Annotated in this window: 21 protein-coding genes; 8 read left to right on the top strand and 13 right to left on the bottom strand. The window is 62.4% G+C overall.

Annotation, left to right across the window (positions count from 1 at the left end; translation table 11 throughout):
- Nucleotides 1–133: 133 nt before the first annotated feature.
- From HU750_RS02280 to HU750_RS02255, 6 genes are all read left to right on the top strand, one after another.
- Complete coding sequence (locus HU750_RS02280) at nt 134–1033, top strand: LysR family transcriptional regulator (protein ID WP_099453863.1); 900 nt, start codon at nt 134–136, stop codon at nt 1031–1033.
- A gap of 99 nt (nt 1034–1132) precedes the next feature.
- Nucleotides 1133–1798, top strand: coding sequence for an RraA family protein (locus HU750_RS02275; protein ID WP_186676270.1), 666 nt, complete (start codon nt 1133–1135; stop codon nt 1796–1798).
- A gap of 378 nt (nt 1799–2176) precedes the next feature.
- Complete coding sequence (locus HU750_RS02270; protein WP_186676268.1) at nt 2177–3319, top strand: porin; 1143 nt, start codon at nt 2177–2179, stop codon at nt 3317–3319.
- Nucleotides 3320–3450: 131 nt separating this feature from the next.
- Nucleotides 3451–4368, top strand: a complete 918-nt coding sequence (locus HU750_RS02265; RefSeq protein ID WP_186676252.1) for a LysR family transcriptional regulator — start codon at nt 3451–3453, stop codon at nt 4366–4368.
- 320 nt (nt 4369–4688) lie between these two features.
- Nucleotides 4689–5975, top strand: a complete 1287-nt coding sequence (locus HU750_RS02260; RefSeq protein WP_186676251.1) for an MFS transporter — start codon at nt 4689–4691, stop codon at nt 5973–5975.
- A gap of 4 nt (nt 5976–5979) precedes the next feature.
- Nucleotides 5980–7155, top strand: coding sequence for a M20 aminoacylase family protein (locus HU750_RS02255; RefSeq protein ID WP_186676250.1), 1176 nt, complete (start codon nt 5980–5982; stop codon nt 7153–7155).
- Between the two features lie 61 nt (nt 7156–7216).
- Here HU750_RS02255 and HU750_RS02250 read toward each other — a convergent pair whose 3' ends face one another.
- From HU750_RS02250 to pedF, 13 genes are all read right to left on the bottom strand, one after another.
- Nucleotides 7217–8944: a PAS domain-containing hybrid sensor histidine kinase/response regulator gene (locus HU750_RS02250; RefSeq protein ID WP_186676249.1), complete on the bottom strand. Its 1728-nt coding sequence runs from the start codon at nt 8942–8944 to the stop codon at nt 7217–7219.
- Nucleotides 8928–10091, bottom strand: a complete 1164-nt coding sequence (gene ercA / locus HU750_RS02245; RefSeq protein WP_186676248.1) for an alcohol dehydrogenase-like regulatory protein ErcA — start codon at nt 10089–10091, stop codon at nt 8928–8930. Before ercA ends, HU750_RS02250 begins: the two co-directional genes overlap by 17 nt.
- Before the next feature lie 89 nt (nt 10092–10180).
- Nucleotides 10181–11350 (bottom strand): pyrroloquinoline quinone biosynthesis protein PqqE, encoded by a 1170-nt coding sequence (gene pqqE, locus HU750_RS02240; protein WP_189674429.1) that lies wholly within the window; start codon nt 11348–11350, stop codon nt 10181–10183.
- A complete protein-coding gene (pqqD, locus tag HU750_RS02235; protein ID WP_027596452.1) occupies nt 11301–11573 on the bottom strand; it encodes a pyrroloquinoline quinone biosynthesis peptide chaperone PqqD in 273 nt (90 codons plus the stop codon). Before pqqD ends, pqqE begins: the two co-directional genes overlap by 50 nt.
- Nucleotides 11570–12322 (bottom strand): pyrroloquinoline-quinone synthase PqqC, encoded by a 753-nt coding sequence (gene pqqC, locus HU750_RS02230; RefSeq protein WP_027596451.1) that lies wholly within the window; start codon nt 12320–12322, stop codon nt 11570–11572. The genes pqqD and pqqC overlap by 4 nt, the downstream gene beginning before the upstream one ends.
- Nucleotides 12323–12353: 31 nt before the next feature.
- Nucleotides 12354–13268: a pyrroloquinoline quinone biosynthesis protein PqqB gene (pqqB, locus tag HU750_RS02225; protein WP_186676246.1), complete on the bottom strand. Its 915-nt coding sequence runs from the start codon at nt 13266–13268 to the stop codon at nt 12354–12356.
- A 53-nt stretch (nt 13269–13321) separates the two neighbouring features.
- The gene (gene pqqA / locus HU750_RS02220) at nt 13322–13393 is read right to left on the bottom strand and encodes a pyrroloquinoline quinone precursor peptide PqqA (RefSeq protein WP_003253598.1); all 72 of its coding nucleotides are present in this window, start codon (nt 13391–13393) and stop codon (nt 13322–13324) included.
- A gap of 229 nt (nt 13394–13622) precedes the next feature.
- On the bottom strand, nt 13623–15143 hold the full coding sequence (gene exaC, locus HU750_RS02215) for an acetaldehyde dehydrogenase ExaC (protein ID WP_186676243.1): 1521 nt from the start codon (nt 15141–15143) through the stop codon (nt 13623–13625).
- A 135-nt stretch (nt 15144–15278) separates the two neighbouring features.
- The gene (gene pedH / locus HU750_RS02210; RefSeq protein ID WP_027596448.1) at nt 15279–17093 is read right to left on the bottom strand and encodes a PQQ-dependent alcohol dehydrogenase PedH; all 1815 of its coding nucleotides are present in this window, start codon (nt 17091–17093) and stop codon (nt 15279–15281) included.
- Nucleotides 17094–17374: 281 nt separating this feature from the next.
- On the bottom strand, nt 17375–18313 hold the full coding sequence (locus HU750_RS02205) for a quinoprotein relay system zinc metallohydrolase 1 (protein ID WP_099429604.1): 939 nt from the start codon (nt 18311–18313) through the stop codon (nt 17375–17377).
- Nucleotides 18314–18354: 41 nt separating this feature from the next.
- On the bottom strand, nt 18355–19116 hold the full coding sequence (locus tag HU750_RS02200; RefSeq protein ID WP_186676239.1) for a quinoprotein dehydrogenase-associated SoxYZ-like carrier: 762 nt from the start codon (nt 19114–19116) through the stop codon (nt 18355–18357).
- The gene (locus HU750_RS02195) at nt 19113–19988 is read right to left on the bottom strand and encodes a substrate-binding periplasmic protein (protein ID WP_186676221.1); all 876 of its coding nucleotides are present in this window, start codon (nt 19986–19988) and stop codon (nt 19113–19115) included. Before HU750_RS02195 ends, HU750_RS02200 begins: the two co-directional genes overlap by 4 nt.
- Before the next feature lie 5 nt (nt 19989–19993).
- Entirely contained in the window at nt 19994–20455 is a 462-nt protein-coding gene (pedF, locus tag HU750_RS02190; protein ID WP_027596444.1) for a cytochrome c-550 PedF, read from the bottom strand.
- Between the two features lie 254 nt (nt 20456–20709).
- On the opposite strand from pedF, the gene exaA reads away from it, so the two are divergent.
- Together exaA and HU750_RS02180 are read left to right on the top strand one after the other, a co-directional pair.
- Nucleotides 20710–22605 (top strand): quinoprotein ethanol dehydrogenase, encoded by a 1896-nt coding sequence (exaA, locus tag HU750_RS02185; protein ID WP_186676217.1) that lies wholly within the window; start codon nt 20710–20712, stop codon nt 22603–22605.
- A gap of 65 nt (nt 22606–22670) precedes the next feature.
- Nucleotides 22671–23327 carry a pentapeptide repeat-containing protein gene (locus HU750_RS02180; RefSeq protein ID WP_186676214.1) on the top strand — a complete coding sequence of 219 codons (657 nt, stop codon included), beginning with the start codon at nt 22671–22673 and terminating at the stop codon, nt 23325–23327.
- Nucleotides 23328–23566: the final 239 nt, after the last annotated feature.

Raw genomic sequence — 23566 nt, 5'->3', positions numbered from 1 at the left:
CCGCAAAGGTAGAAAAAAAGCGACAAATACTCACCACTTATCATCACTTTTAGTGGACAATCGCTTTCACTCACCTGCCTTGAAATCACTTCGGGGCCGCTCTGAAACGGGCTTTTCATACCTGGAGCACGCGATGATCACGCTGAAGCAAATCGAGGCCATCTACTGGATTGTCGAGCTGGGCAGCTTTGAAGCGGCTGCCGCCAAACTCAACATGTCTCAATCGGCGATCTCCAAACGCGTGCAAGAGCTCGAGGATGCCTTTGGCGTAGCCATCTTCGACCGCTCGAAACGCAGCGCCCGGCTGACCCAAAAAGGCCTGGAGCTGCATGGCTGCGCCGTTGAAATGTTGCGCCAGCGGGATAACCTGCTGGAGCGCATCAGCTCTAAAGAAACGCTGGTCCGACGCTTCAGGCTTGGCGTAACGGAACTCACGGCGCTCACGTGGTTGCCGAACCTGGTCGATCAAATTCACCAGACCTACCCCAAGGTCGATCTGGAACCCTCGATCGAGTTGAGCACCGACCTGTTGCGCCGGCTCGAGGCTGACGAGCTTGACCTGATCATCGTGCCTGACATCTTCCGCGATGCCCGCTTCATCAGTACCCCGCTCGCCTCTGTCGAAAACGCGTGGATGTGCTCACCCTCGCTGTACCCGAGTGACGCGCCCATGGACTTGCAATCGCTGTCGTCGTTTACGGTACTCACCCAGGGAGGCAGCTCAGGCACCGGGAAAACCTACGAACGCTGGCTGGCGGAACATGACGTGCGGCTGACCAAGACACTCACCAGCAACTACCTGGTCGCACAAGTCGGGTTGGCGATTTCGGGTGTCGGGCTCAGCTACCTGCCCAGGCAATGCATGAGCTCGATGATCGAGCAGGGCCGATTGAAGGTCATACAAACCGACTTGCCACTGCCGCCGATCAGCTATGTCTGCGTGCACCGGGCTGACCGCTACCAAGGGCTCAGCAATGAAGTGGCGCGGTTGGCGCAACAGGCCTGCGACTTCACCCGGCTTATCATCACCTGAGGCGATGTTTTTTAATCAAAAAATATCGCTAAAAGTAACGGCAGTTCTCTCCTACCATCGACCCATACCCCACTGGGTCAAGCCATTCAGGAGATTGTCATGCTGTTACCCGGGTCTCGTATCCTGCCGTCGCCAACACTCGCCCCTGCGCATGTGATCGAATCGTTCCGATCGGTCGTCACGCCGCACATCAGCGACAACCTGGGTCGACACATTGGCGCGCGAGGGCTTAACCGCTACAACACCTCGGGCAAGCTGGTCGGCACTGCGCTGACCGTCAAAACACGCCCCGGCGACAACCTGTTCATCTACAAGGCACTGACACTGCTCGAACCCGGTCACGTACTGGTCATCGATGCCCAGGGTGACACCAACAATGCGGTCATCGGCGAGTTGATCAAGCTCTACGCAGAGCAGCGTGGCTGCGTTGGTTTCATCGTCGACGGGGCGATTCGCGACGTTGATAGCTTCAAGACCAGCCCTTGCTATGCACGGGCTGTCGTGCACTGCGGCCCTTACAAGAGCGGGCCGGGCGAAATCAACGTGCCGGTTTCGATTGGTGGCATGCTCGTCTCACCCGGTGACATCATCGTCGCTGACGAAGACGGCATCGTCGCGTTCCCCCAGAACCTGGCTGAACTCGTGCTAGGCAAAGCGCGCGAACATGAGGCTCACGAAGAGGCCGTCAAGGCAGAGATTGCCACGGGTAAACTGGACCAGTCGTGGCTCGACAAGGTGCTGGATAAGGCAGGCTTGTCGAACTGAAGTGAACTGAATTGCCATTCGAGGCTAGCCGGCGCGCCATCCAGCGTCGGCAAGGGCTCAATGCAAGCCTTGCCCTTTGTGCAAGGGCTTAACCATTTAGGTAAAGCGTGCCTAAACAGGCTCACTGAAATGCCTACTTCAGGTGCGCCTATCGCCCTCGCAGTGGCCGTGTGCACCCGTTTCCAGCGTTTCCAGCACACGCCCCACGCCTACCCGCACGCCCCTACCATTCAACGCGTACATGTCTGCCTGTCTATTCAGGCCCTTTGCGCCGCACGTTAGCCAAGAAACATAGGCTGCCCAAACAGTTAATGTTGGTCTGAGCAAACTTGATGGAGGCTGCGCACAGGGTTCATTGAGGCGCAAGGAGTCTCGGGCATGTGCATTTCTTTTCATCAGCAACACGCGTTACTGGCGATCATGGTGGTGAGCCTGGGCAGTGTGCAGCAGGCAAATGCCGAAGGATTTCCTGCATTGGCAAGGATCGCCCCAGGGTTCGGGTACTACAACGTGGATAAAGGCTATGACGACACCCTCAAGCTGTACGGAACCGTCGACGCCTTTGCCTCTTACCATGACGCGCAACACCACGAAGGCCTGCGGGTCGAGGGGGGTGGCGCATGGACTAATAAACTGGGCCTTTACCTGCGTAAGGCGGTCGCGGATGACACGGCACTGGAACTGGATATCGAAGAGGGTTTCAACCTCAATGGCGAAGCACTTGAGCATCACTGGAAGCAAGTGGGCTCGCTACGCCTGGCGGTAGCCGCGCTGCGCTCAAAGCGCTATGGCAAGCTGGAGTTTGGTAAAACGTACAACATGAGTACACCCAGCTACGCCGATCCGTTTCTCGCTGTATATGGGTCGCCCTACACCTTCCTGACCCTGCCGCCATCAGGCAAAGGTGCCTACTATCTGGACATGCGCCCCAAGCATACCTTGGCTTACACCACGCCAACGCTAGGCGGGTTCAGCGTAGGCACGGCAGTCACGTTCGGCTTTGATGACACCGCAAGTGCGGGCAAAACTGTTCGGGGGAAAGGCGTGAAGCTCCAGTACGCCAACGCCAGGATGATGCTGCTGGGGTCATTCAACGACTACCTCAGCGACCCTTGGCAGGACAATGGCCAGCAGCGCCAAACACACAACCATTTTACAAGCGCCTCTGCGTTCTACGATTTCGGCCCCTTCTCATCCAGCCTGACGTGGCAACGCCAGGAGGTGGACCAGCACAACACCCCTAGCATGACGGCCTGGACGCTCGGCCTCATGGCACCGGTCGGTAAAACCGACGTTGCGCGTTTGCTGGTGGTGCAGCGTAATGTCGAAACAGGTGGCAAAGACGCCACAGGCGTGATGATTGGCTACGACCACTTTCTGAAGCCCAACTGGGCGGTTTATGGACGCGTAGCGATGATCCATAACAGCGCCAAATCGTCACTGAGTTACGCGGGCATCCCGCTCGAAGAAACGGGCGATGATCCCCGCAACCTGGCTGTCGGCATGTATTACCACTTCTAGATTGAGCGCCTGTGCCGCTGAAGTCTTGACGCCCCATCTTGATAGGTGAAGTCAAATCATTGAGCATGTCAGCCCCTGTAAACCCCGGTACAGGCTCGCTTCCCCACGCCAGAGCAAGGACCTGACTGCACGTGAAATTTCACCAAATCAGAGCATTGGTCGCAGTACATCAGACCGGTAGCCTCAGCGAGGCCTCTCAAGCGCTGCATGTCACTCAACCTGCATTGAGCCGATCGATCAAGGAACTGGAGAGTGAACTTGGCCTGTCGCTCATGCAGCGCTCGCACAAAGGCATGACCCTTACAGAAGAAGGGCGGCGCCTGATCCGTCACGCGCAGTCTTCGATGGAAAGCCTGCGACGTCTGCAACTAGAAGCCGAAAACATCAAGGACATGCAGATTGGCGAGGTCACCGTCGGCGTGACCTCGTTGACCGCGGTGTTGAAAGGCCTGGGGACCAGCATTACCGCTTTTCAGGCGCGTAGCCCGCGTGTGCGGATCCGGTTGATCGAACTGCGCCCCTACCAGATCATCCAGCAGATACGCGACGGCACACTGGATTTTGCAGTGACCTCGCAGCAGCACACTCAACGCCTCAACCTCGACTGGGAAGCGCTAACCCGCATGCCCGGGCTTGTCGTTTGCCGCAAAACCCATCCCCTCAGAAATGCGCGCTCACTGCGCCACTTGTTGCAGGCCAGTTGGGTGAGCCTTGATGCGATGGATGATCACTCCTCGCAGTTCTACCAGATGTTCGAGGACAATCAGATTCAACTCCCTTCGCGGATCACCGAATGCTCGTCCGTACACTTGGCCCTGCACCTGCTGCACCACTCCGATGCCATCATGACACTGAGCGAAGCCGCCCTGGACAACATGCTGACCCACGGTTTGAGCGAGGACCTGGTCCAGGTGCGGGTCGAAGAGAGCATTCCTGAGTACCCCATCTATCAAGTCTGCACAGACCGGCACAGCATGACGACGTCTGCACGCGACTTGTACTACGAGATTCGTGCGACGCTGAGCACCAGCGAGCCGCTGCGCGCATGACCCGCGGCAGCATGTGGGCCCATTTGATATCGAATTAACGCAACGCTTTGCCGTTTGGTTAAGTACCCCGCCTGCCCTGCAGTATCAGGCGCGTATCCCCTGTTGTGATCGAACCTTGGCCCAATGTTCAGGTGCCTTGCTGTGCAGTGAAGGTGCAGGCGCTCGATAAAACGACGGCAACGGCTCGGTTTGAGTGCGCTAGCCACCCAGCAATCCGTAATGGATTAACCAATGGTTAAGTCGCGCCCAAAAGCGTAAGCGCCAGGGACAACAAAATAACTGATAGTCGGTGGACACCATAACAAGACGGGACCACCTTGATGTCCACTGCACACGCGCCCTCCCTCGCCTGCGCTTCCCGCAGCACACGACCTGCGTCAAGAAAGGCCACTGTAGCTTGCGCGCTAGGCAACGCCCTGGAGATGTACGACTTCACCATCTACAGCTTTTTTGCCGTGGTGATCGCTAAAAACTTCTTCCCCGCCCAATCAGCAATGGCCTCGTTGCTGTTATCCCTGACCACCTTTGGCGTGGGCTTTTTGATGCGGCCTGTGGGCGCTGTGGTGATTGGCCGTTTTGCCGACCGGCAGGGTCGCAAGGCAGCACTGGGGTTGACCATCGGCTTGATGACCTTGGGCACGGCGATGATCGCGTTCGCGCCCACGTACCACCAGATCGGCGTGCTGGGGACAGTCATTTTGATCGTAGGCCGCCTGACCCAAGGGTTCTCGGCAGGTGGCGAGATCGGCACCGCGTCGGTGTTTCTCATGGAGTCCAGCACCACAGCCAACCGCTGCCACAACGTGAGTTGGCAAGCGGCCAGCCAAGGATACGCCGCGTTGGTTGGTGCTGGCATCGGGCTGTTGTTGAGCAGTTGCCTCACGGCCGATGCGCTGGAGCACTGGGGCTGGCGCATTCCCTTTATGCTGGGTTTGCTGATAGGGCCGGTCGGTTGGTACATCCGCCGCTGCCTGCCGGAAACCCATGAAGCAGAATCCACAAACCAGGGGCACTGGCGTGACCATTTCGACATGCGCCATACGCTGCTTGCCATTGGCCTGATGGCCAGTGCGACCATCAGTATCTATCTGTTCATTTTCTACATGCCTGCGTACCTCACGTCTTCGCTCGGCTACCCGCAACGTAGCGCCCTTGCAGTGGCCTGTGTCGCCAGCGCCTGCCTGGCCATCATCACGCCCTTGGCCGGACGCTTTGCCGATCGCCATGTCCTGCGCAAAAAACTGCTGGTCTGGACCATTGCCTTGCCGGTCGTACTTGCAGGCCCTGCCCTGTATGTACTGAGTCTGAGCAACAACCTGATGCTGGCCATGCTGGTTATCGCAGTCTTGGTACTGCCTGGCTGCATAGGCTCCGGGGCGTTCTTCGCGCTGATCATGGAAGCCTTCCCGAAACGCTCGCGCGCGCTGGGTACGGCAGTGAGCTACAGCTTCGGCGTGACGCTGTTCGGCGGCTTTTCGCCCTTGATTGCCACCTGGCTGACCGGTGCACTCGAAAGCCCCCTAGCGCCCGCCCTCTATCTGTTCGTCGGCGGTGTGATCAGCCTGATCTGCCTGGCGCTATACCCTGAAAACCCTGGACGGGAATGACCCTATGAATACCCTCACCGCTGCCGCTTCGCTGGCAGAACTCGAAGCCTTCGTCCGCCTGCGACGCGAAATTCATAGCCTCCCCGAGCTGGGTGGCGACACGCCTGTCACTGCGCAGTTGGTGGCAGACAAACTGGCCTCCTGGGGCTATGAGGTGCACTGCGGTATCGGCGGCCATGGGCTAGTCGGGGTACTGCGCAAAGGCACCAGCACCCGCAGCATCGGCTTACGTGCCGACATGGACGCACTGCCCATGCAGGAAGCAAACCCCTTTGCCCACGCCAGCCGCATTGACGGGCGCATGCATGCCTGTGGCCATGACGGGCATACCGCGATTCTGCTTGCCGCGGCCTGGCGCATCGCGCAGTCAGTCGAATTCGATGGCACGCTCAACCTGATTTTCCAACCGGATGAAGAAGGGTTGTGCGGCGCCAAAGCGATGATGGATGACGGGTTGTTCAGCCGTTTCCCGTGCGACGCCATTTTTGCACTGCACAACCTCCCCGGCGTGCCCGTAGGCACTGCAATCGTGCAAGCCGGACCGACGATGGCCGCTTCGCAGCAAGTCAGCATCCAGATTCAAGGGCGCGGCGGGCATGGTGCCATGCCCGAACGCAGCGTCGACCCGTTCCCGGTAATAGCCAGCCTGATCAATGCCATCCAGACCATCAAGTCGCGCAACCTGGGGGTCGATGAGCATGCCGTGATCAGCATTGGCATGGTCAAGGCCGGCACGGTCTACAACATCATTCCAGACACTGCCTCGATGCTGCTGAGCGTGCGCACCGATACCCCAGCAACCGAGCAGAAGATCAACCGTCGGTTGGAAGAGATTGTGCGTGGGCATGAACAGGTGTATGGCGTGACGATCACCCTTGAAACAGTTCAACTGGCGCCTGCGCTGGTTAACAGCGAGCAGCAAACGCGCCAGGTGCGGCAAAGCTTGGCGCCCTTGTTCGCGCCGCAGGCACTGCTCTCACGCGGCAAAAAGCTGATGGCCACTGAGGATTTCGCCTGGATGCTCACAGAGGTCCCGGGGTGCTACTTCTTCTTGGGGAATGGAGAAGGCGAGTTCCATGGTTGCTCGGTGCACAACCCACATTATGATTTCAATGATGAGTTGATTGGCTTGGGTTCGGATTGTTGGGTGAGGATCGTGCAGGATTGCCTGGGCGACTGAGTGGGCTGTTATTGGGGCTGCTGCGCAGCCCATCGCAGCGGACCCTTTTGCCCTAACCGCCCTACCCCAACAACTGGCTCAACACCGCCCGCAACTTCCCCGGTTTGACGGGCTTGTTCAGCAGCGGCGCGCCAAGCTTCTGCAAGGCCCGCCGGCACTGATCGCTGCGGTCCGCGGTAATGATCACCGCGGGAATGGCGACGGCAAAATGCTCGCGCAAGTGCCTGACCACCTCGCAACCCACAACGCCGTGGTCCAGGTGATAATCCGCCAGGATCAGCTCCGGCGCCTGCCCCCGCAAGGCCAACAGGGCACCGGCCTGATCGGTTGCAGTCACCACCTCACAGCCCCACTGCCCAAGCAGCGCGCCCATGCTTTCGAGGATGCTCACTTCGTTGTCCATCACCAGCAGCCGGCGGCCGGGTAACGGGTTTCCGGCGCTGGCTTGCGGCATAGCCGGGTGAGCAGGCAGCGGCACTTCTGTGCCGATCGGTACCTCGATGCTGAACATCGAGCCACGCCCCGGCCACGATCGTACCTGGACGCGGTAACCGAGAATCTTGGCGATCCGCTCGACGATAGCCAACCCCAGGCCCACGCCTTTGCGATCGGCAGCACGGCCGACGTCCAGTTGGTTGAACTCAAGGAAAACAGCCTCCAACCGATCTTCGGCAATGCCCCGCCCGGTGTCCCAGACCTCCAGGCGTAAGTGGCTGCCGCGACGCCTGGCCCCGAGCAAGATCTTGCCTTCGTCGGTGTAGCGGCAGGCGTTGCTGAGAAAGTTGCGCAAAATTCGTGTCATCAGCCGCAGGTCGGTGTTGATGGCATAGTCGCCAATGTGCGCCCGCAGCTTCAGCCCTTCAGCGTCCGCCACCGAACTGAACTCCGAGACCAGCGGGCCAAACAGTTCGTCGAGGCGGTACAAGGCCACGTCGGGCTTGACCGCCGCCTGATCGAGCCGGGAGATGTCCAACAGGTCGGTCAGCAGGTCTTCGGCGCCCTCCAGGGCCTGGTGGGTACGCTCCACCAGCACCTGCTCCGCCTCCGGCAACTGCCGTTCGCGCAAGGTCGAAATCAACAGGCGGGCGGCATTGAGCGGTTGCAGCAGGTCATGGCTGGCAGCAGCCAGGTATTTGTCCTTGCTGCGGTTGGCGGTTTCGGCGGCGTCGCGGGCATCGCGCAGGGCGCGGGCAATCGCTTTACGCTCGGTGATTTGCTGCTGCAGGTTGCGGTTGGCCTCGAGCAGTTCATCGGTCCGCGCGGCGACCCGTTGTTCGAGTTCGTCGTTGAGTTGCTGCAGGTGCTGCTGGGCCTGCTTACGTTCGGTGATGTCGGCGACAAATCCTTCGACCAGCCCTTCGTGGCCAGGCTTCAGCAGCAGGTTCATCAGCACATCGAGGTGGCTGCCGTCGCGGCGCCGCAAGCGGGTTTCGTAGCCGTGCAGGCTGTGTTCGCGCGCGAGCGTCGCAGTGATCGCATGCAGCTCTTCGGCGCCGCCAACAAACAGGTTGGCGGCCAGGTCCGTCAGGGAAAACAGCACCGCCTGCGGGCTGTCGTAGCCAAGCATGCGCGCCAGCGCGGGGTTGGCGGCGCGCATGCCTTCTTGCAGGCTGGCCTGGAAAATCCCGTGGACGGCATTTTCGAACAGCCATTTGTAGCGGTTGCGTTCGGCCTCCAGCTCGTCCAGGCGGGCTGCCAGCTCCGGGTAATGGCTCTTGCGTGCCGAGTGGTCGCCCAGCCCCAGCAGCCCGGCGAGCGCTCGCTGCTGCTCGTCAGAGGGCCTCGCCATAAACGACCTCGACATCACGCTGGCTCGACGCGCGGGGGTTGGTGAGGATGCACGGGTCATCCATCGCATGTTGCGACAGGAACGGGATGTCGGACGTACGCACCCCATGCAGGCCCAGGGTTTCGTGGAAGCCGATCGCGTGCTTCAGGGCGATCAGGTGGTCCACCAGGCGCCCGCAGATCTGCCGGTGGTTAAGGCCGCGGCAGTCGATGCCGAACACCTCGGCAATCACCTTGAAACGCTCGGGTGCCGAGCTGTAGTTGAACGCCACCACGTGCTCCACCAACACCGCGTTGCACAAGCCGTGGGGCAAGTCGAGGAAGCCGCCCAGGCTGTGGGACATGGCGTGGACCGCACCCAGAATCGCATTGGAAAACGCCAGCCCCGCCTGCATGCTGCCCAGCATGATCTTCTCGCGCAGGGCGATATCGGTCGGGTTGGCGATCATCTGTACCAAATTGCCATTGATCAAGCGCATGGCTTCCAGCGCATGGGGGTCGGTCAACGGCCCGTGGCCGGTGGACACAAACGCCTCGATGGCATGCACGAGCGCATCGATGCCGGTGCAGGCAGACAGGAACGGGTCCATGCTCAGGGTGGTTTGCGGGTCGATCAGCGAGACGTCGGGCACCACCGCCTTGCTGACGATGGAGAACTTCATGCGCTCCTGCTGGTTGGAAATGATCACGAACTGCGACACGTCCGCCGAGGTGCCAGCCGTGGTGGGGATGAGGATCAGCGGCGGGCTGGGCACGCGGATCATGTCCACCCCTTCGAACTCGAGAATACTGCGCCCGTGGGCGACCACGATGCCGATCGCCTTGCCGCAATCCATCGGGCTACCGCCGCCGACGGCGACGATCACGTCACAGTGGTTTTCCCGGTAGATCTCGGCACCGAGCATGACCTCTTCGACCCGCGGGTTGGGCGACACGGCCGTGTACAGGCAGTAGTCGATGCCTTGGGCCTGCAGGCTGGCCTCGACATCCGCCACCCAACCCGCAGCAATTACGCCGGGGTCGCTGACCACCAACACCTTGCGCGCACCGAAGGTCTTGGCGTAATTGGCGACGTTGTGCCGGCAGCCGGCACCAAAGATGATTTCAGGCGAAACGAACTTGCGAAGCGGGCTGAAACTCTGGCTCATTGGAAAGCCTGTTCTTATTGTTCTGGAAGGTAATCGCCAGCGTAAAGCATCCCGCGGCGAAAGCAACCAGACCAAAGCGGGGGCCCAGCCTAGCCACGAAAAATCAGCCGCGACGCCTGCTCGTTGCGCAGGGTCAGCTGCGCTATGCCCTGCCCCGCTGTTTGCGCTTGCTCCCGGGCCTTGAGGATCACCCCGTGGTGCGGCGACTTGCTGCACACCGGGTCGGCATTGGCGGCATCGCCGGTGAGCATGTACGCCTGGCAGCGGCAGCCGCCCAAGTCCTGGTGCTTTTCATCGCACGAGCGACAGGGCTCCTTCATCCAGTCATTGCCACGGTAGCGGTTGAAGCCAAAAGAATCGTTCCAGATGTGCTCGATGCTGTGCTCGCGCACGTTGGGGAAAGCCACCGGCAACTGGCGGGCGCTGTGGCACGGCAGCGCAGTGCCGTCTGGGGTGATATCGAGAAACAGGTTGGCCCAGCCGTTCATGCAGGCCTTGGGGCGTTCTTCGTAGTAGTCCGGCGTGACGAAAATCAGCTTGCACCGATGCCCCTCGGCCTCCAGCCGCTGGCGATACGCTTGGGTAATGGCTTCGGCCCGCTGCAATTGCTCGCGGGTCGGCAGCAGGCCGGCACGGTTGAGCTCGGCCCAACCGTAGAACTGGCAGGTCGCCAGTTCCACGAAGTCCGCCTGCAACGCCAGGCACAGCTCGATGATGTCGGCAATCTGGTCGATATTGTGCCGATGGGTCACGAAGTTCAGCACCATCGGGTAACCCTGGGCCTTGACTGCCTTGGCCATCGCCAGCTTCTGGGCGAACGCTTTGCGCGAACCGGCCAGCATGTTATTGACCGCCTCATCTGCGGCCTGGAAGCTGATCTGGATATGGTCGAGCCCGGCGACCTTGAAGTCGCGGACTTTCTGTTCGGTCAGGCCGATACCCGAGGTAATCAGGTTGGTGTAGTAGCCCATGTCCCGCGCGGCCTTGATCAGCTGCGCCAGGTCCTGACGCACCAGCGGTTCGCCGCCTGAAAAGCCCAACTGCGCGGCGCCCATCGCCCGCGCTTCGCGGAACACGCGGATCCACTCCTCAGTGCTCAGCTCCTGGCCATGTTGGGCAAAGTCCAACGGGTTGGAACAATACGGGCATTGCAACGGGCAGCGGTACGTCAGCTCCGCCAGCAACCACAGCGGCGGCCCCGGGCGGGTGTCATTCGATCCAGTGCTTGCCACGGGCCACCTCCAGAAACGCCAGCACATCCTCGTCCAGCCCCTGTACATCGGGGAAGCGCTGCGCCAAGCCGTCGATGATCGCCGCTACGCACCGTTGGCCGTCCAGCAACTCCAACACCCAACCGGCGCTGGCATTGAGCTTGATCATGCCCTCGGGGTACAGCAGCACATGGCAATCCTGGCGCGGCTCCCATTGCAGGCGGTAGCCACGGCGCAACCCCAGCACCTGTTCGCCGTCGATCAGTTTCACAGGGCGATCCCCCGATGCCAGACGTTTTCCTGGGTCACGCTGTGATAAGGCGGCCGCTCCAGCTCATACGCCATGCTCATGGCATCGAGCATGCTCCAGAGCACGTCGAGCTTGAACTGCAGAATCTCCAGCATCCGCTGCTGGCCGGCACGCGTGACGTAATACGCCAAGGTGATACGCAGGCCATGTTCGACATCGCGCCGCGCCTGGCCCAGGCGTGTGCGGAAGTAGTCGTAGCCGGCGGCATCGATCCAGGGGTAGTGCTGGGGCCAGCTGTCCAGGCGCGACTGATGGATCTGCGGCGCGAACAGTTCGGTCAGCGAGCTGCTGGCAGCCTCCTGCCAGCCTGCGCGGCGGGCGAAATTGACGTAGGCGTCCACGGCAAAACGCACCCCAGGCAGGACCATCTCCTGGGAGAGGATGCGCTCACGCGTCAGCCCGACCGCCTCCCCCAGGCGCAACCAGGCTTCGATACCGCCTTCGCTGCCCGGCGCGCCATCGTGGTCGAGCACCCGTTGCAACCATTGCCGGCGCACTTCGCGGTCCGGGCAGTTGGCGAGGATTGCCGCGTCCTTGAGCGGGATGTTGACCTGGTAGTAGAAGCGGTTGGCAACCCAGCCCTGAATCTGCTCACGGGTCGCACGCCCGGCATACATCGCCTGATGGAAGGGATGGTGGATATGGTAATAGGCGCCCTTGGCACGCAAGGCCGCTTCGAATTCAGGGGGTGTCATGGGGGTGTCGGTCATTGCGGTTCTCCAGGGCACGCGGTGCCAGCCCTTACAGCGTGATAGACAAGCCGTCGTACGCCACTTCAATCCCCCGTCGATCCAGCAAGGCCCGTTCGGCCGAGTCTTCATCGAGGATCGGGTTGGTGTTGTTGATGTGGATGAGGATCTTGCGCTGGCGGCTGAAGCCCTCCAGCACCTCGAGCATGCCACCGGGGCCACTCTGCGCCAGGTGGCCCATTTCGCTGCCCAGGCTTTGGCCGACTTCGCACACTCGCATCTCGTCGTCGCGCCACAGCGTGCCGTCCAGCAGCAGGCAGTCGGCATGGCGCATCCAGCTCGCCACCTCGGCATCGACCTGCCCCAGGCCCGGCGCGTAGAACACCGAGGCACCGGTGCGCCGGTCCTCGATGAGCAGGCCAAGGGTGTCGCCCGGCTGCGGGTTGCCGCGGTTGGGCGAATACGGCGGCGCGTTGCTCACCAACGGGATCGCGCGAAATTGCAGGTTTGGGCAGGCAGCGATGCGAAACGGTTCGCGGTCCAGGCCGATGCATTGCCACTGCAGGCCACCGTTCCAGTGCTTGAGCAGGGTGAACAGCGGGAAACCGCTACTCAGGTCTTCACGCACCCGCTCAGTGCACCACACCGTGTGCGGGCAGCCTTCGCGCAGGCTGAGCAGGCCCGTGCAATGGTCGATCTGGCTGTCCAGCAGCACCACCGCGCCAATTGCCGTGTCGCGCAGGCGGCGCGCCGGTTGCAAAGCGGGGAAGCTTTCGAGCTGGACGCGGATGTCGGGTGAAGCGTTGCACAGGATCCACTGCTCGCCATCATCGCTCACCGCGATCGAAGACTGCGTGCGCCGCTGCGCCCTCAGGCTGCCATTACGCACACCGGTGCATTGGCGACAGTTGCAGTTCCACTGCGGAAAACCTCCGCCAGCGGCGGAGCCGAGAACACGAATGTGCATGGACAACGATCCCCAGAGAAGGAACGGCCATCGCTACGATGGCCGCAGAGCCATCAACGATTGGCGAAATACATCGTCACTTCGAAGCCAATGCGCAGGTCGGTAAAGGCGGGTTTAGTCCACATGGGGCAGTCCTCTTCTTGTGCCGGGCAATTCCGGTAGAGGCATTAATGCACGGGGGGCGGCGGGGCCGAATGCTACTTTGGAACGAACTTGCCGCGTGCGTTGGTAGGGGGTGACGCGGGCTTTTACCCACACGGGTGACGCACGCGGGGAGGCGCCCACCCAGAGCCCTCCCCACGTGCGTCGTTGCATCCAGGCCTGGCGGCACCCTACCGCCGGGCCTGTGTGCCCTTAGAAGAAGCCCAGCGGATTGATGTCATAGCTCACCAGCAGGTTCTTGGTCTGCTGGTAGTGGTCGAGCATCATCTTGTGGGTCTCGCGGCCCACGCCGGATTTCTTGTAACCGCCAAACGCAGCATGCGCCGGGTACAGGTGGTAGCAGTTGGTCCACACGCGGCCAGCTTTGATCGCCCGGCCCATGCGGTAGGCGCGGTTGATGTCACGGGTCCACAGGCCTGCGCCCAGGCCGAACTCGCTGTCGTTGGCGATGGCCAGCGCTTCGGCTTCGTCCTTGAAGGTGGTCACGCCCACCACCGGGCCGAAGATCTCCTCCTGGAACACGCGCATCTTGTTGTGGCCCTTGAGCAGGGTCGGCTGAATGTAGTACCCGGTGGCCAGGTCACCGTCGAGCCGCTCGGCAGCGCCGCCGGTGAGCAACTGCGCGCCCTCCTCCTTGGCAATCTCCAGGTAGGAGAGAATCTTGTCGTATTGCTGCTCGGAGGCCTGGGCACCCACCATGGTGTCAGTGTCCAGCGGGTTGCCACGGGTGATCTTGGCGATCTTCTTCATCACCTCGGCCATGAACGGCTCGTAGATCGATTCCTGGATCAGCGCCCGCGACGGGCAGGTGCACACCTCGCCCTGGTTGAAGAACGCCAGCACCAGGCCTTCGGCGGCCTTTTCGATGAACGCAGGCTCGGCCTGCATGATGTCTTCAAAGAAGATGTTCGGCGATTTGCCGCCCAGCTCGACAGTAGACGGGATGATGTTCTCGGCCGCGCATTTCATGATGTGCGAGCCCACCGGGGTGGAGCCAGTAAAGGCGATCTTGGCAATGCGCTTGCTGGTGGCCAGGGCCTCACCGGCTTCACGGCCAAAGCCCTGGACAATGTTCAACACACCTGCTGGCAGCAGGTCGGCGATCAGCTCGGCGAAAATAGTGATCGACAACGGGGTCTGTTCAGCGGGTTTGAGCACCACGCAGTTACCGGCGGCCAGGGCCGGGGCGAGCTTCCAGGCGGCCATCAGCAGCGGGAAGTTCCACGGGATGATCTGCCCGACCACACCCAGGGGTTCGTGGAAATGGTAGGCCGTGGTCAGCTCGTTGATCTCTGCCGCCCCACCTTCCTGGGCACGGATGCAGCCGGCAAAGTAACGGAAGTGGTCCGCCGCCAGCGGCACGTCGGCATTGAGGGTTTCGCGGACGGCCTTGCCGTTGTCCCAGCTTTCGCTGACGGCCAGCACTTCCAGGTTTTGCTCGATGCGGTCGGCGATCTTAAGCAGCACCAGGGCGCGGTCTTGCACCGAGGTTTTGCCCCAGGCGTCGGCAGCGGCATGCGCGGCGTCCAGGGCGTGATCAATGTCCGCGGCGGTGGAGCGTGGGAATTCGGCAATCGGCTGGCCATTGACCGGCGAGCTGTTGGTGAAGTACTGGCCACCGGACGGCGGCACGAACTCGCCGCCGATGAAATTGCCGTAGCGGGGTTTGAACGACACGATGGCGCCTGGGGTTCCGGGTTGTGCGTAGATCATGCTGAGCCTCTGCGGGTCGATGCCTGTCCAACGACAGGCGATGGACCGATGGTAAAAAGCCCCGCGTGCCAGACGTATGCATCGTTGGCAGCGGAGCTCTCGTCATTTGGTAGTAGGGGCGCAAGCGGCCCGGTGTCAGCTTTGCGGCTTGGCGCTGGGTGCTGGCGCCTCGGCACTGGCCGCTTGCTGCAGCTGTTTAGGCAACTTGAAAGTCCAGAGCATGCCGCCCTGGTTGAAGTCCTTCACCCGCTTGGCCACTTCGCCGCCCCACAGCGGCACCGCGCCGCCCCAACCAGACAGCACTGAGACGTACTGCTCGCCGTCCATTTCCCAGGTCACGGGCGAGCCAAGTACGCCGGAGCCCGTCTGGAACTCCCAGACTTTCTCGCCGGTCTTGGCGTTGAACGCCTGCAGGAAACCTTCCGGCGTGCCGGTGAACACCAGGTTGCCTTTGGTGGTCAGTACCCCGCCCCACAATGGCGCGAAGTTCTTGTGGCGCCACACTTCCTTGCCGCTGACGGGGTCGATGGCGCGCAGCACGCCGATGTAGTCTTCGTTGAGCGGTTTGATGGTGAAACCGGCCCCGAGGAACGCCGCGCCCTTCTTGTAGGCGATCCCTTCGTTCCAGATGTCCATGCCCCATTCGTTGGACGGTACGTAGAACAGCCCGGTGTCCCTGTTGTAGGCCATGGGCATCCAGTTCTTGGCGCCGAGGAAGGCCGGTGCGACGAACACGGAACTGCCCTTGGCCTCAGTGCCCGGTGCCCCTGGCCGGCTGGCCTCGTTGTAGATCGGGCGGCCATTCTTGTCCAGGCCGGTTGCCCAGGTGATCTTGTCGACGAAGGGGAAGCCGCGGATGAATTTGCCATTGGTGCGGTCCAGCACGTAGAAGAAGCCGTTGCGGTCAGCGGTTGCGGCGGCCTTGACCTCCTTGCCGCCGTCCTTGTAGTTGAACGAGATCAGCTCGTTGACGCCGTCGAAATCCCAGCCGTCATGGGGCGTGCTCTGGAAGTGCCATTTGATGGTGCCGTCGTCCGGGTTCAGGGCCAGGCGCGACGAGGAATACAGGTTGTCGCCTGGGCGCAGGTGGGAGTTCCACGGCGCCGGGTTGCCAGTGCCGAACAGCAACAGGTTGGTTTCAGGGTCGTAGTAACCGCCCAGCCACGGCGCTGCACCACCGGTCTTCCACAGGTCGCCGGGCCAGGTCTTGCCCGCCTCGCCGCCCGAGATACCGTTCTCGATGGCCTTGCCGTCTTTGTAGACGTAGCCCATGTGCCCTTCCACGGTCGGGCGCATCCACAGCAGTTCGCCGTTCTCCGGGTTGTACGCCTGGATCTTGCCCACCACGCCAAACTCGCCCCCGGCCACACCGGTGATCAGCTTGCCGTTGACGATCATCGGCGCGGCGCTGATGGAATAGCCTTCCTTGTGGTCGGCGACCTTCTTGCTCCAGACCACCTTGCCGGTGTCTTTGTTCAGGGCCACCAGCTTGGCATCCAGGGTGCCGAAGAACACCAGGTCGCCGTACAGCGCCACGCCGCGGTTGATCACGTCACAGCAAGGGCGGATGTCATCTGGCAGGCGCGCATCGTATTGCCAGAGTTTTTTGCCGGTACGGGCGTCGACGGCGAACACCCGCGAGTAGGAGCCGGTCATGTACATCACGCCGTCCTTGATCAGCGGCTGGGCCTGCTGGCCGCGCTGCTTCTCACCGCCGAACGAAAAGGCCCAGACTGGCCGCAGTTCCTTGACGTTGCCGACATTGAGCAGGTCCAGCGGGCTGTAGCGCTGGCCCTGGACCCCCAGGCCATTGGTCACGATCTGCTGCGGGTTTTTCGGGTCCTGGAGGATTTCTTCATCGCTGACAGCGGCCTGTGCCGCGCCGGACAGCAGCATGGCGCTGAGCACCAGGCTCACGGCGAACAAGGGACGACGTGGGGATCGGGTCATGACGGCTACCTTTGGTTTTTTTGTTGTGCCCGGGAAATTTTCCCGGTGTGCCGAGAATTCTTGTGCCCGACCTGCTTGCCAACAATTGCCCGCAATGTGGAGTTTTCTAGTTCCTTGGTACAGGGCCTGCCCTCACGCGGCCCGGTGTAGGAGCGGCCTTGCGTCGCGAAAGGGCTGCGAAGCAGCCCCAGCAATTTCAGCGGTGATGCAGAAATCCCGGGGCCGCTTCGCAGCCCTTTCGCGACGCAAGGCCGCTCCTACAAATAGGCCGAGTTAACTCATCAGAGAGGCGGCTTGCCGTCGATACGCTGCAACCGCAAACGCTCATACCGCGGGTACAGGTGACTGACGCTGCGAATCAACTCATAACGGGTCAGGCTGATACCGGCAAACCGCTCAGGGATCGGGCTGCGGATCATCTCGACCATGTCATCCCCACGCGCTGCCCCCTCGCGCATCAGGCCATCCAGCCAGCCCAGGTAATCACGCATCTGCGCAAAAGGCTTAGCATCGCTGGCCACCGGCCCATGCCCCGGCACGAGCTGCTTCCAGGGCAAGGCCTGCAAGGTGTCCAGGTCCTTGAGCCAAACGTCCAGCCCTGGGCTGTTGGGGGTGGTCAAGGCGCGCTCGTAAAACACCAAATCGCCGGCAAACAGCACGCCAGTCTTCTCATCGAGAATCGCCAGGTCGGCGCCGGTATGCCCGCCCAGCGCCAACAGCCGCAACCGGTGCCCACCCACCTCATGCACACCCGGTTCCAGCACCCGGGTCGGCAGCACCACCTCGGTGCCGCGCATCCAGTCACCGACCAGGCGGTACATGTTCTCGGCCATCGCCTCGCCCTGCTGGCGTAACAGGTCGCCTGTGCCAGCCAGGGCACCGATGGGCACATCGGTAAAGGCCTGGTTGCCCAGCACATGGTCGGGGTGATGGTGGGTCAGCAGCACTTCAACCACCGGCTTGTCGGTGGTGGCGGCAATAGCCTGGCGCAGGGCCTCGCCGTAGCGCTTGGACGGCCCGCTGTCGATCACCACCACGCCGCTGTCGGTGACGATGAACGCGGTATTGACGATATTGCCGCCGTTGGCCTTGGCGAAATTGTCGGTGCTGCCCTCCAGCAGCCAAGTGCCTTCCGCGATTTGCCGGGGCGTGAGTCGATAGTCCAAGTCAGCCCAGGCCGGTAGGCCTAGGCACAGCAACAACAGCAGCATCCAACGCATGACAGGCGCCTCTGGTCAGGGGGTGAAGGCGAGCAACGCGCTCAGGGCACCGCCGCTTCGAACTGGTTACCGCTGTTGTCCCGCAACAGTAGCCGGGTAAGCCCGGGGCCCTGGATATCGAACCCCAGGTTGGGGTTCTCGCTGACTGCCGGATACAGCGCGAGGCTGGCCAGGCGCTGGCCATCGGCGCCTTGCAATTCGGCATGTTCGAGGAAGAACTCAGGGATGCCGCTGACCAGGCCGTTGTCCATCGGGTGGGACACCTGCAGGCGCAAGCGGCTGCCATCACCGCGCGGGTAGCGCCCGCCTAGCACCTCACCGACATGCTCCTCCCAGCCAGGTTGGGTACGCACTACGCTGGGTGCGGTACAACCACCGCCTGCCGCATCGATCAGGGTCGAGCCGACATGCCACAGGCCGTCACGCGTCAGCACCGCAGCGCGCAGCGGTGTGGCTTGTTCGATGCGGATGCGGATCGACAGCCACGGCAGCACACGTTCGCCAGGCTCGAAGTCGACAATACGCGGCAGGGGGTTGAGTTCGGCCCAGGCGAGAATCCGTACCACGTCGCCCGCGAATGCGCGGGCGTCGATCTCCAGCGGCACTTGCCGGGCGTCCTCGGCAAAGGGCGGCGCCAGCAGCTTGACCCGCTCATCGAAAACGAACGGCGCTTGCCCCAGCAGTTGCTTGTGGTAGAAATCCCACATCACCGAGGGCACCGGGTCGGTCTTGCTGCTCGGTTCACCGGCCTGGGCTGCCCAAGGCATCCAGCAGGCCAGCAGTAAGGTCGCCCGCCAGTTCATTGGTACATCTCCGGGACCTCGTAGCGCAGGCCGTAGGTGGCGTACAGCGCCTTCAGCCGGCCATCGCGGATCATCGCCTCGAGGGCTTCCTCCACCGCATAGGCCAACTGCCGGTTGCTTTCATGCACGGCCATGCCGATGTCCCATGCCTGCTTGCCCAAGTTCGGGTAGGCGTTTTCCGCCAGGGCCAGTTGCGGGTCGGCGGCCTGATGCAACTGCCAGTCAACCTCGCCGCGCATCGCCATCACCGCGTCCACCTGGCCGGCCTGTAGCGCGCCGAACGCCTGTTGCACGCTGGGGTAATGGTGGGTGTTGGCGCTGAGCATGCCGTTGAACACCGAGGTCAGGTAGAACGACGGCACACTGTCCACCTCGACCCCGATGGGGTGCTGCTGGAACACCGCGACACTGGCCACCGAGGGCAGGCGGCGGCGGTCATAGGCCACCTGCCAGCGCTCCTCCTGATAGGGGCCGAACATCACCACCTGGGCGTTTTCCAGCTCGCCCAGCTCGTTGCGCTTCTGCGCGTAGGCGTGGTCGTAGGGCACCCGCATCATCAGGTCGCCCAACTGCTGGTGGCGCAGCGGGCTGCCGCGCCAGATGTAGTCGCGCAGGTCGTCGTCGAGCTTTTCCCCTGGCGGCGCCCAGATCAATTGCAGGTGCACCCCCAAGGCCGTGGCCAGCGCTTGCGCCAGCTCCACATCGACGCCACGCGGCTGGCCGTGGTCCTCGAAGCTGTAGGGCGCGAAATCCTTGTACACCGCCACCTTCAATTCACCGGCAGCGATGATCGCGTCGTAGTTGCGCACCTGAGCCTGCACTGCCGCACAGCACAGCAGCAGGCCACTCAACAGCACGGCCGACAGACGCATGGCGATCACTCCTCGACGTGCACGCTGTCCAGGTAGGTGCGTACCGCCCACAGGGCTTCCTGGCTCAGGTAATCGGCCATCTTCGGCATGTACACCCGCCCGTCACGCACCGCGCCGTGGCGCACCCGCTCGACGAACCACTCATCCCCGGCCTCGCCCACATCGAGCAGGCGCAAATCCGGGGCGATACCGCCAGACTTGGCTTCCAGGCCATGGCAGGCAGCGCAGTTCTGGTTGTAGGCCGAGGCGCCGATTTCCACGGCTTTGTCGTGCTCTGGGGAGGTGCGGTACGGGTTGACCGCGGCCCAGCCGTCGCCGTCCAGGCTTACCCCAGCGTCTTTGATCGGGGTCAGGCCCTGGGTTTCCACCGCCTGGGGCACCACATTGCCATGAGCCCACACCGTGCCCGTCAGCAAAGCACCGGCCAGCAGGCCTGTAGCGAGCAAGACGTTGCGTTTTTTTGTCATTGTTATGCCCTCAAGATTGCACGCAAGGCCTCAACCACAGAGGCCGTGCCGCCATCTTAGAAACAGCCCGCGCGCGGCCGTATGCTGCTTTGGTGGCCGGGCCTTACTCCCTTGGTAGTAGGGCTTGTGGCGAAGGGCCAAATGAGGTGCCGCCCGGGAACTATTCCCGGCAAGGGCGGGACTTTTTCCGTATCCCCAGCCGCCGTCCCGCCGCCACCCTGTGCAGGCCAAAACCTCCACAGGGAACTGCAACCATGACAATAAGATCGCTACCCGCCCTTTCCCCTCTGGCCCTCAGCGTGCGGGCCCTGCTGCTGGCCGGTAGCCTGGCCCTCTGCACGGCGGCCACCGCGGCCACCGCCCCCGCGGCACCTGCCAGCAAGAAGGTGACCTGGGAAGACATCGCCAACGACCACCTGACCACCCAGGACGTGCTGCAATACGGCATGGGCACCAATGCCCAGCGCTGGAGCCCGCTGGCCCAGGTCAACGACCAGAACGTGTTCAAGCTGACCCCGGCCTGGTCCTATTCCTTCGGCGACGAAAAACAGCGCGGCCAGGAATCCCAGGCCATCGTCAGCGACGGCGTGGTCTACGTCACCGGCTCCTACTCGCGGGTATTTGCCCTCGATGCCAAGACCGGCAAACGCCTGTGGACCTATAACCACCGCCTGCCAGACAACATTCGCCCGTGCTGCGACGTGGTCAACCGCGGGGCGGCCATCTTCGGCGACAAGATCTACTTCGGCACCCTCGACGCCCGCCTCATCGCCCTCGACAAGCGCACCGGCAAGGTGGTGTGGAACAAGAAGTTCGGCGACCACAGCGCCGGCTACACCATGACCGGCGCCCCAGTGCTGATCAAAGACAAGACCAGCGGCAAGGTGTTGCTGATCCACGGCAGCTCTGGCGATGAGTTCGGCGTGGTCGGCCAGTTGTTCGCCCGCGACCCGGACACCGGCGAAGAAGTGTGGATGCGGCCCTTCGTCGAAGGCCACATGGGCCGCCTGAACGGCAAGGACAGCACCCCGACCGGCGACGTCAAGGCGCCGTCCTGGCCAGACGACCCGACCACCGAGACCGGCAAGGTCGAGGCCTGGAGCCACGGCGGCGGCGCACCCTGGCAGAGCGCCAGTTTCGACCCCGAGAGCAACACCATCATCGTCGGTGCCGGCAACCCTGGCCCTTGGAACACCTGGGCGCGCACGTCCAAGGACGGCAACCCCCACGACTACGACAGCCTCTACACCTCGGGCCAGGTCGGCGTCGACCCCAGCACCGGCGAGGTGAAGTGGTTCTACCAGCACACGCCGAACGATGCCTGGGACTTCTCCGGCAACAACGAGCTGGTGCTGTTCGATTACAAAGACAAGGACGGCAAGGTGGTCAAGGCCACCGGCCACGCCGACCGCAACGGCTTCTTCTACGTGGTAGACCGCAACAACGGCAAATTGCAGAACGCCTTCCCCTTCGTCGACAACATCACCTGGGCCAGCCATATCGACCTCAAGACCGGGCGCCCAGTGGAAAACCCTGGCCAGCGGCCGGCCAAGCCGCTGCCGGGTGAAACCAAGGGCAAGCCGGTGGAAGTTTCGCCGCCATTCTTGGGGGGCAAGAACTGGAACCCCATGGCCTACAGCCAGGACACCGGCCTGTTCTACATCCCCGGCAACCAGTGGAAGGAGGAGTACTGGACCGAAGAAGTGAACTACAAGAAAGGCTCGGCCTACCTGGGCATGGGCTTCCGGATCAAGCGTATGTATGACGACCACGTCGGCACCTTGCGCGCCATGGACCCGGCCACCGGCAAGCTGGTCTGGGAGCACAAAGAGCATCTGCCACTGTGGGCCGGCGTACTGGCGACCAAGGGCAACCTGGTGTTCACCGGCACTGGCGACGGCTTCTTCAAGGCCTTCGACGCCAAGACGGGCAAGGAGCTGTGGAAGTTCCAGACCGGCAGCGGCATCGTCTCGCCACCCATCACCTGGGAACAGGACGGCGAGCAGTACATCGGCGTGACCGTGGGCTATGGCGGCGCGGTGCCGCTGTGGGGCGGCGACATGGCCGAACTGACCAAGCCGGTGGCCCAGGGCGGCTCGTTCTGGGTGTTCAAGATCCCAAGCTGGGACAACAAGACCGCGCAGCGGTGATCGCCTGCGGGGAGCGCCCAGCGCGCTCCCCGCACCTACCCTACTGTCACCCAGAGTCTTCGCTCATGAATTACCTGCCCTTTGCCCTGCTGTTGGTCCTTGCCCCTGCCCTGGCGGTGAATGCCGACGACGACAACGATGCCCCCTTGACCGTCAACGGCTGCGTAATTGCCGAAGGCAGCCAGTGCCCGGGCGCCAACTTGCGTGGCGCCAACCTGGCCAACCAGGACTTGCGCAAGATGAACCTGGCCGGCGCTGACCTGCGCGATGCCGACCTGCGCCATGCCCGCCTGGACCTGGCCAACCTGGAAAAGGCCCGCTTGCAAGGCGCCAACCTGACCCGCGCCAGCCTGCAACAGAGCAACCTGCGGTTGGCAGACCTGAGCCATAGCACGTTGATTGCCATTCAAGGCTGGGGGCTGTTTGCACAGGGGGCGCAGTTCGAGAAGGCCGACCTCAGTGCGGCGTACCTGCAGTTCGCCAGGCTTTCCGGGGCGAACATGCACCAGGCCAACCTGCGGGCGGCGGACCTGGAGATGGCCTGGCTGAGTAAAACCGACCTGCAAGGGGCCAACCTCGGCGATGCCAACCTGCAGGAAGCCAAGTTTGGCCAGAGCAACCTGGCGCAAGCCGACCTGCGTGGGGCGCGGCAGCATTATGGGAATTTTCAGGAGGCAAATATGGAAGGGTGTGCGGGATGCCCTGGGAGTTGGGATGATTGAGCAGGGTGTTCGCCGTGAGGGGTTTGGCGCCTGTGAGATCGTGCGCCGCCCGCGCGGCGCATCGCGAGCAACGCTCGCTCCTACGTTTGTTTTTGGCCAATAACGCCTGTGACAGGCGCGCGCGACCGCCTTGTTTGTTCGACGCGATATCGCGTCATGCGCCAGGGCGGTCGCGCGCGTTTGCCCCAGGAATAATTGGCCCGAAACAAACGTAGGAGCGAGCGTTGCTCGCGATGCGC

The organism is Pseudomonas sp. SWRI50 (assembly GCF_014269095.1).
Taxonomy (GTDB): Bacteria; Pseudomonadota; Gammaproteobacteria; order Pseudomonadales; family Pseudomonadaceae; genus Aquipseudomonas; species Aquipseudomonas kermanshahensis.
The sequence above is the reverse complement of the archived record's forward strand: the minus strand, read 5'-3'. Positions and strand labels throughout refer to the sequence as shown.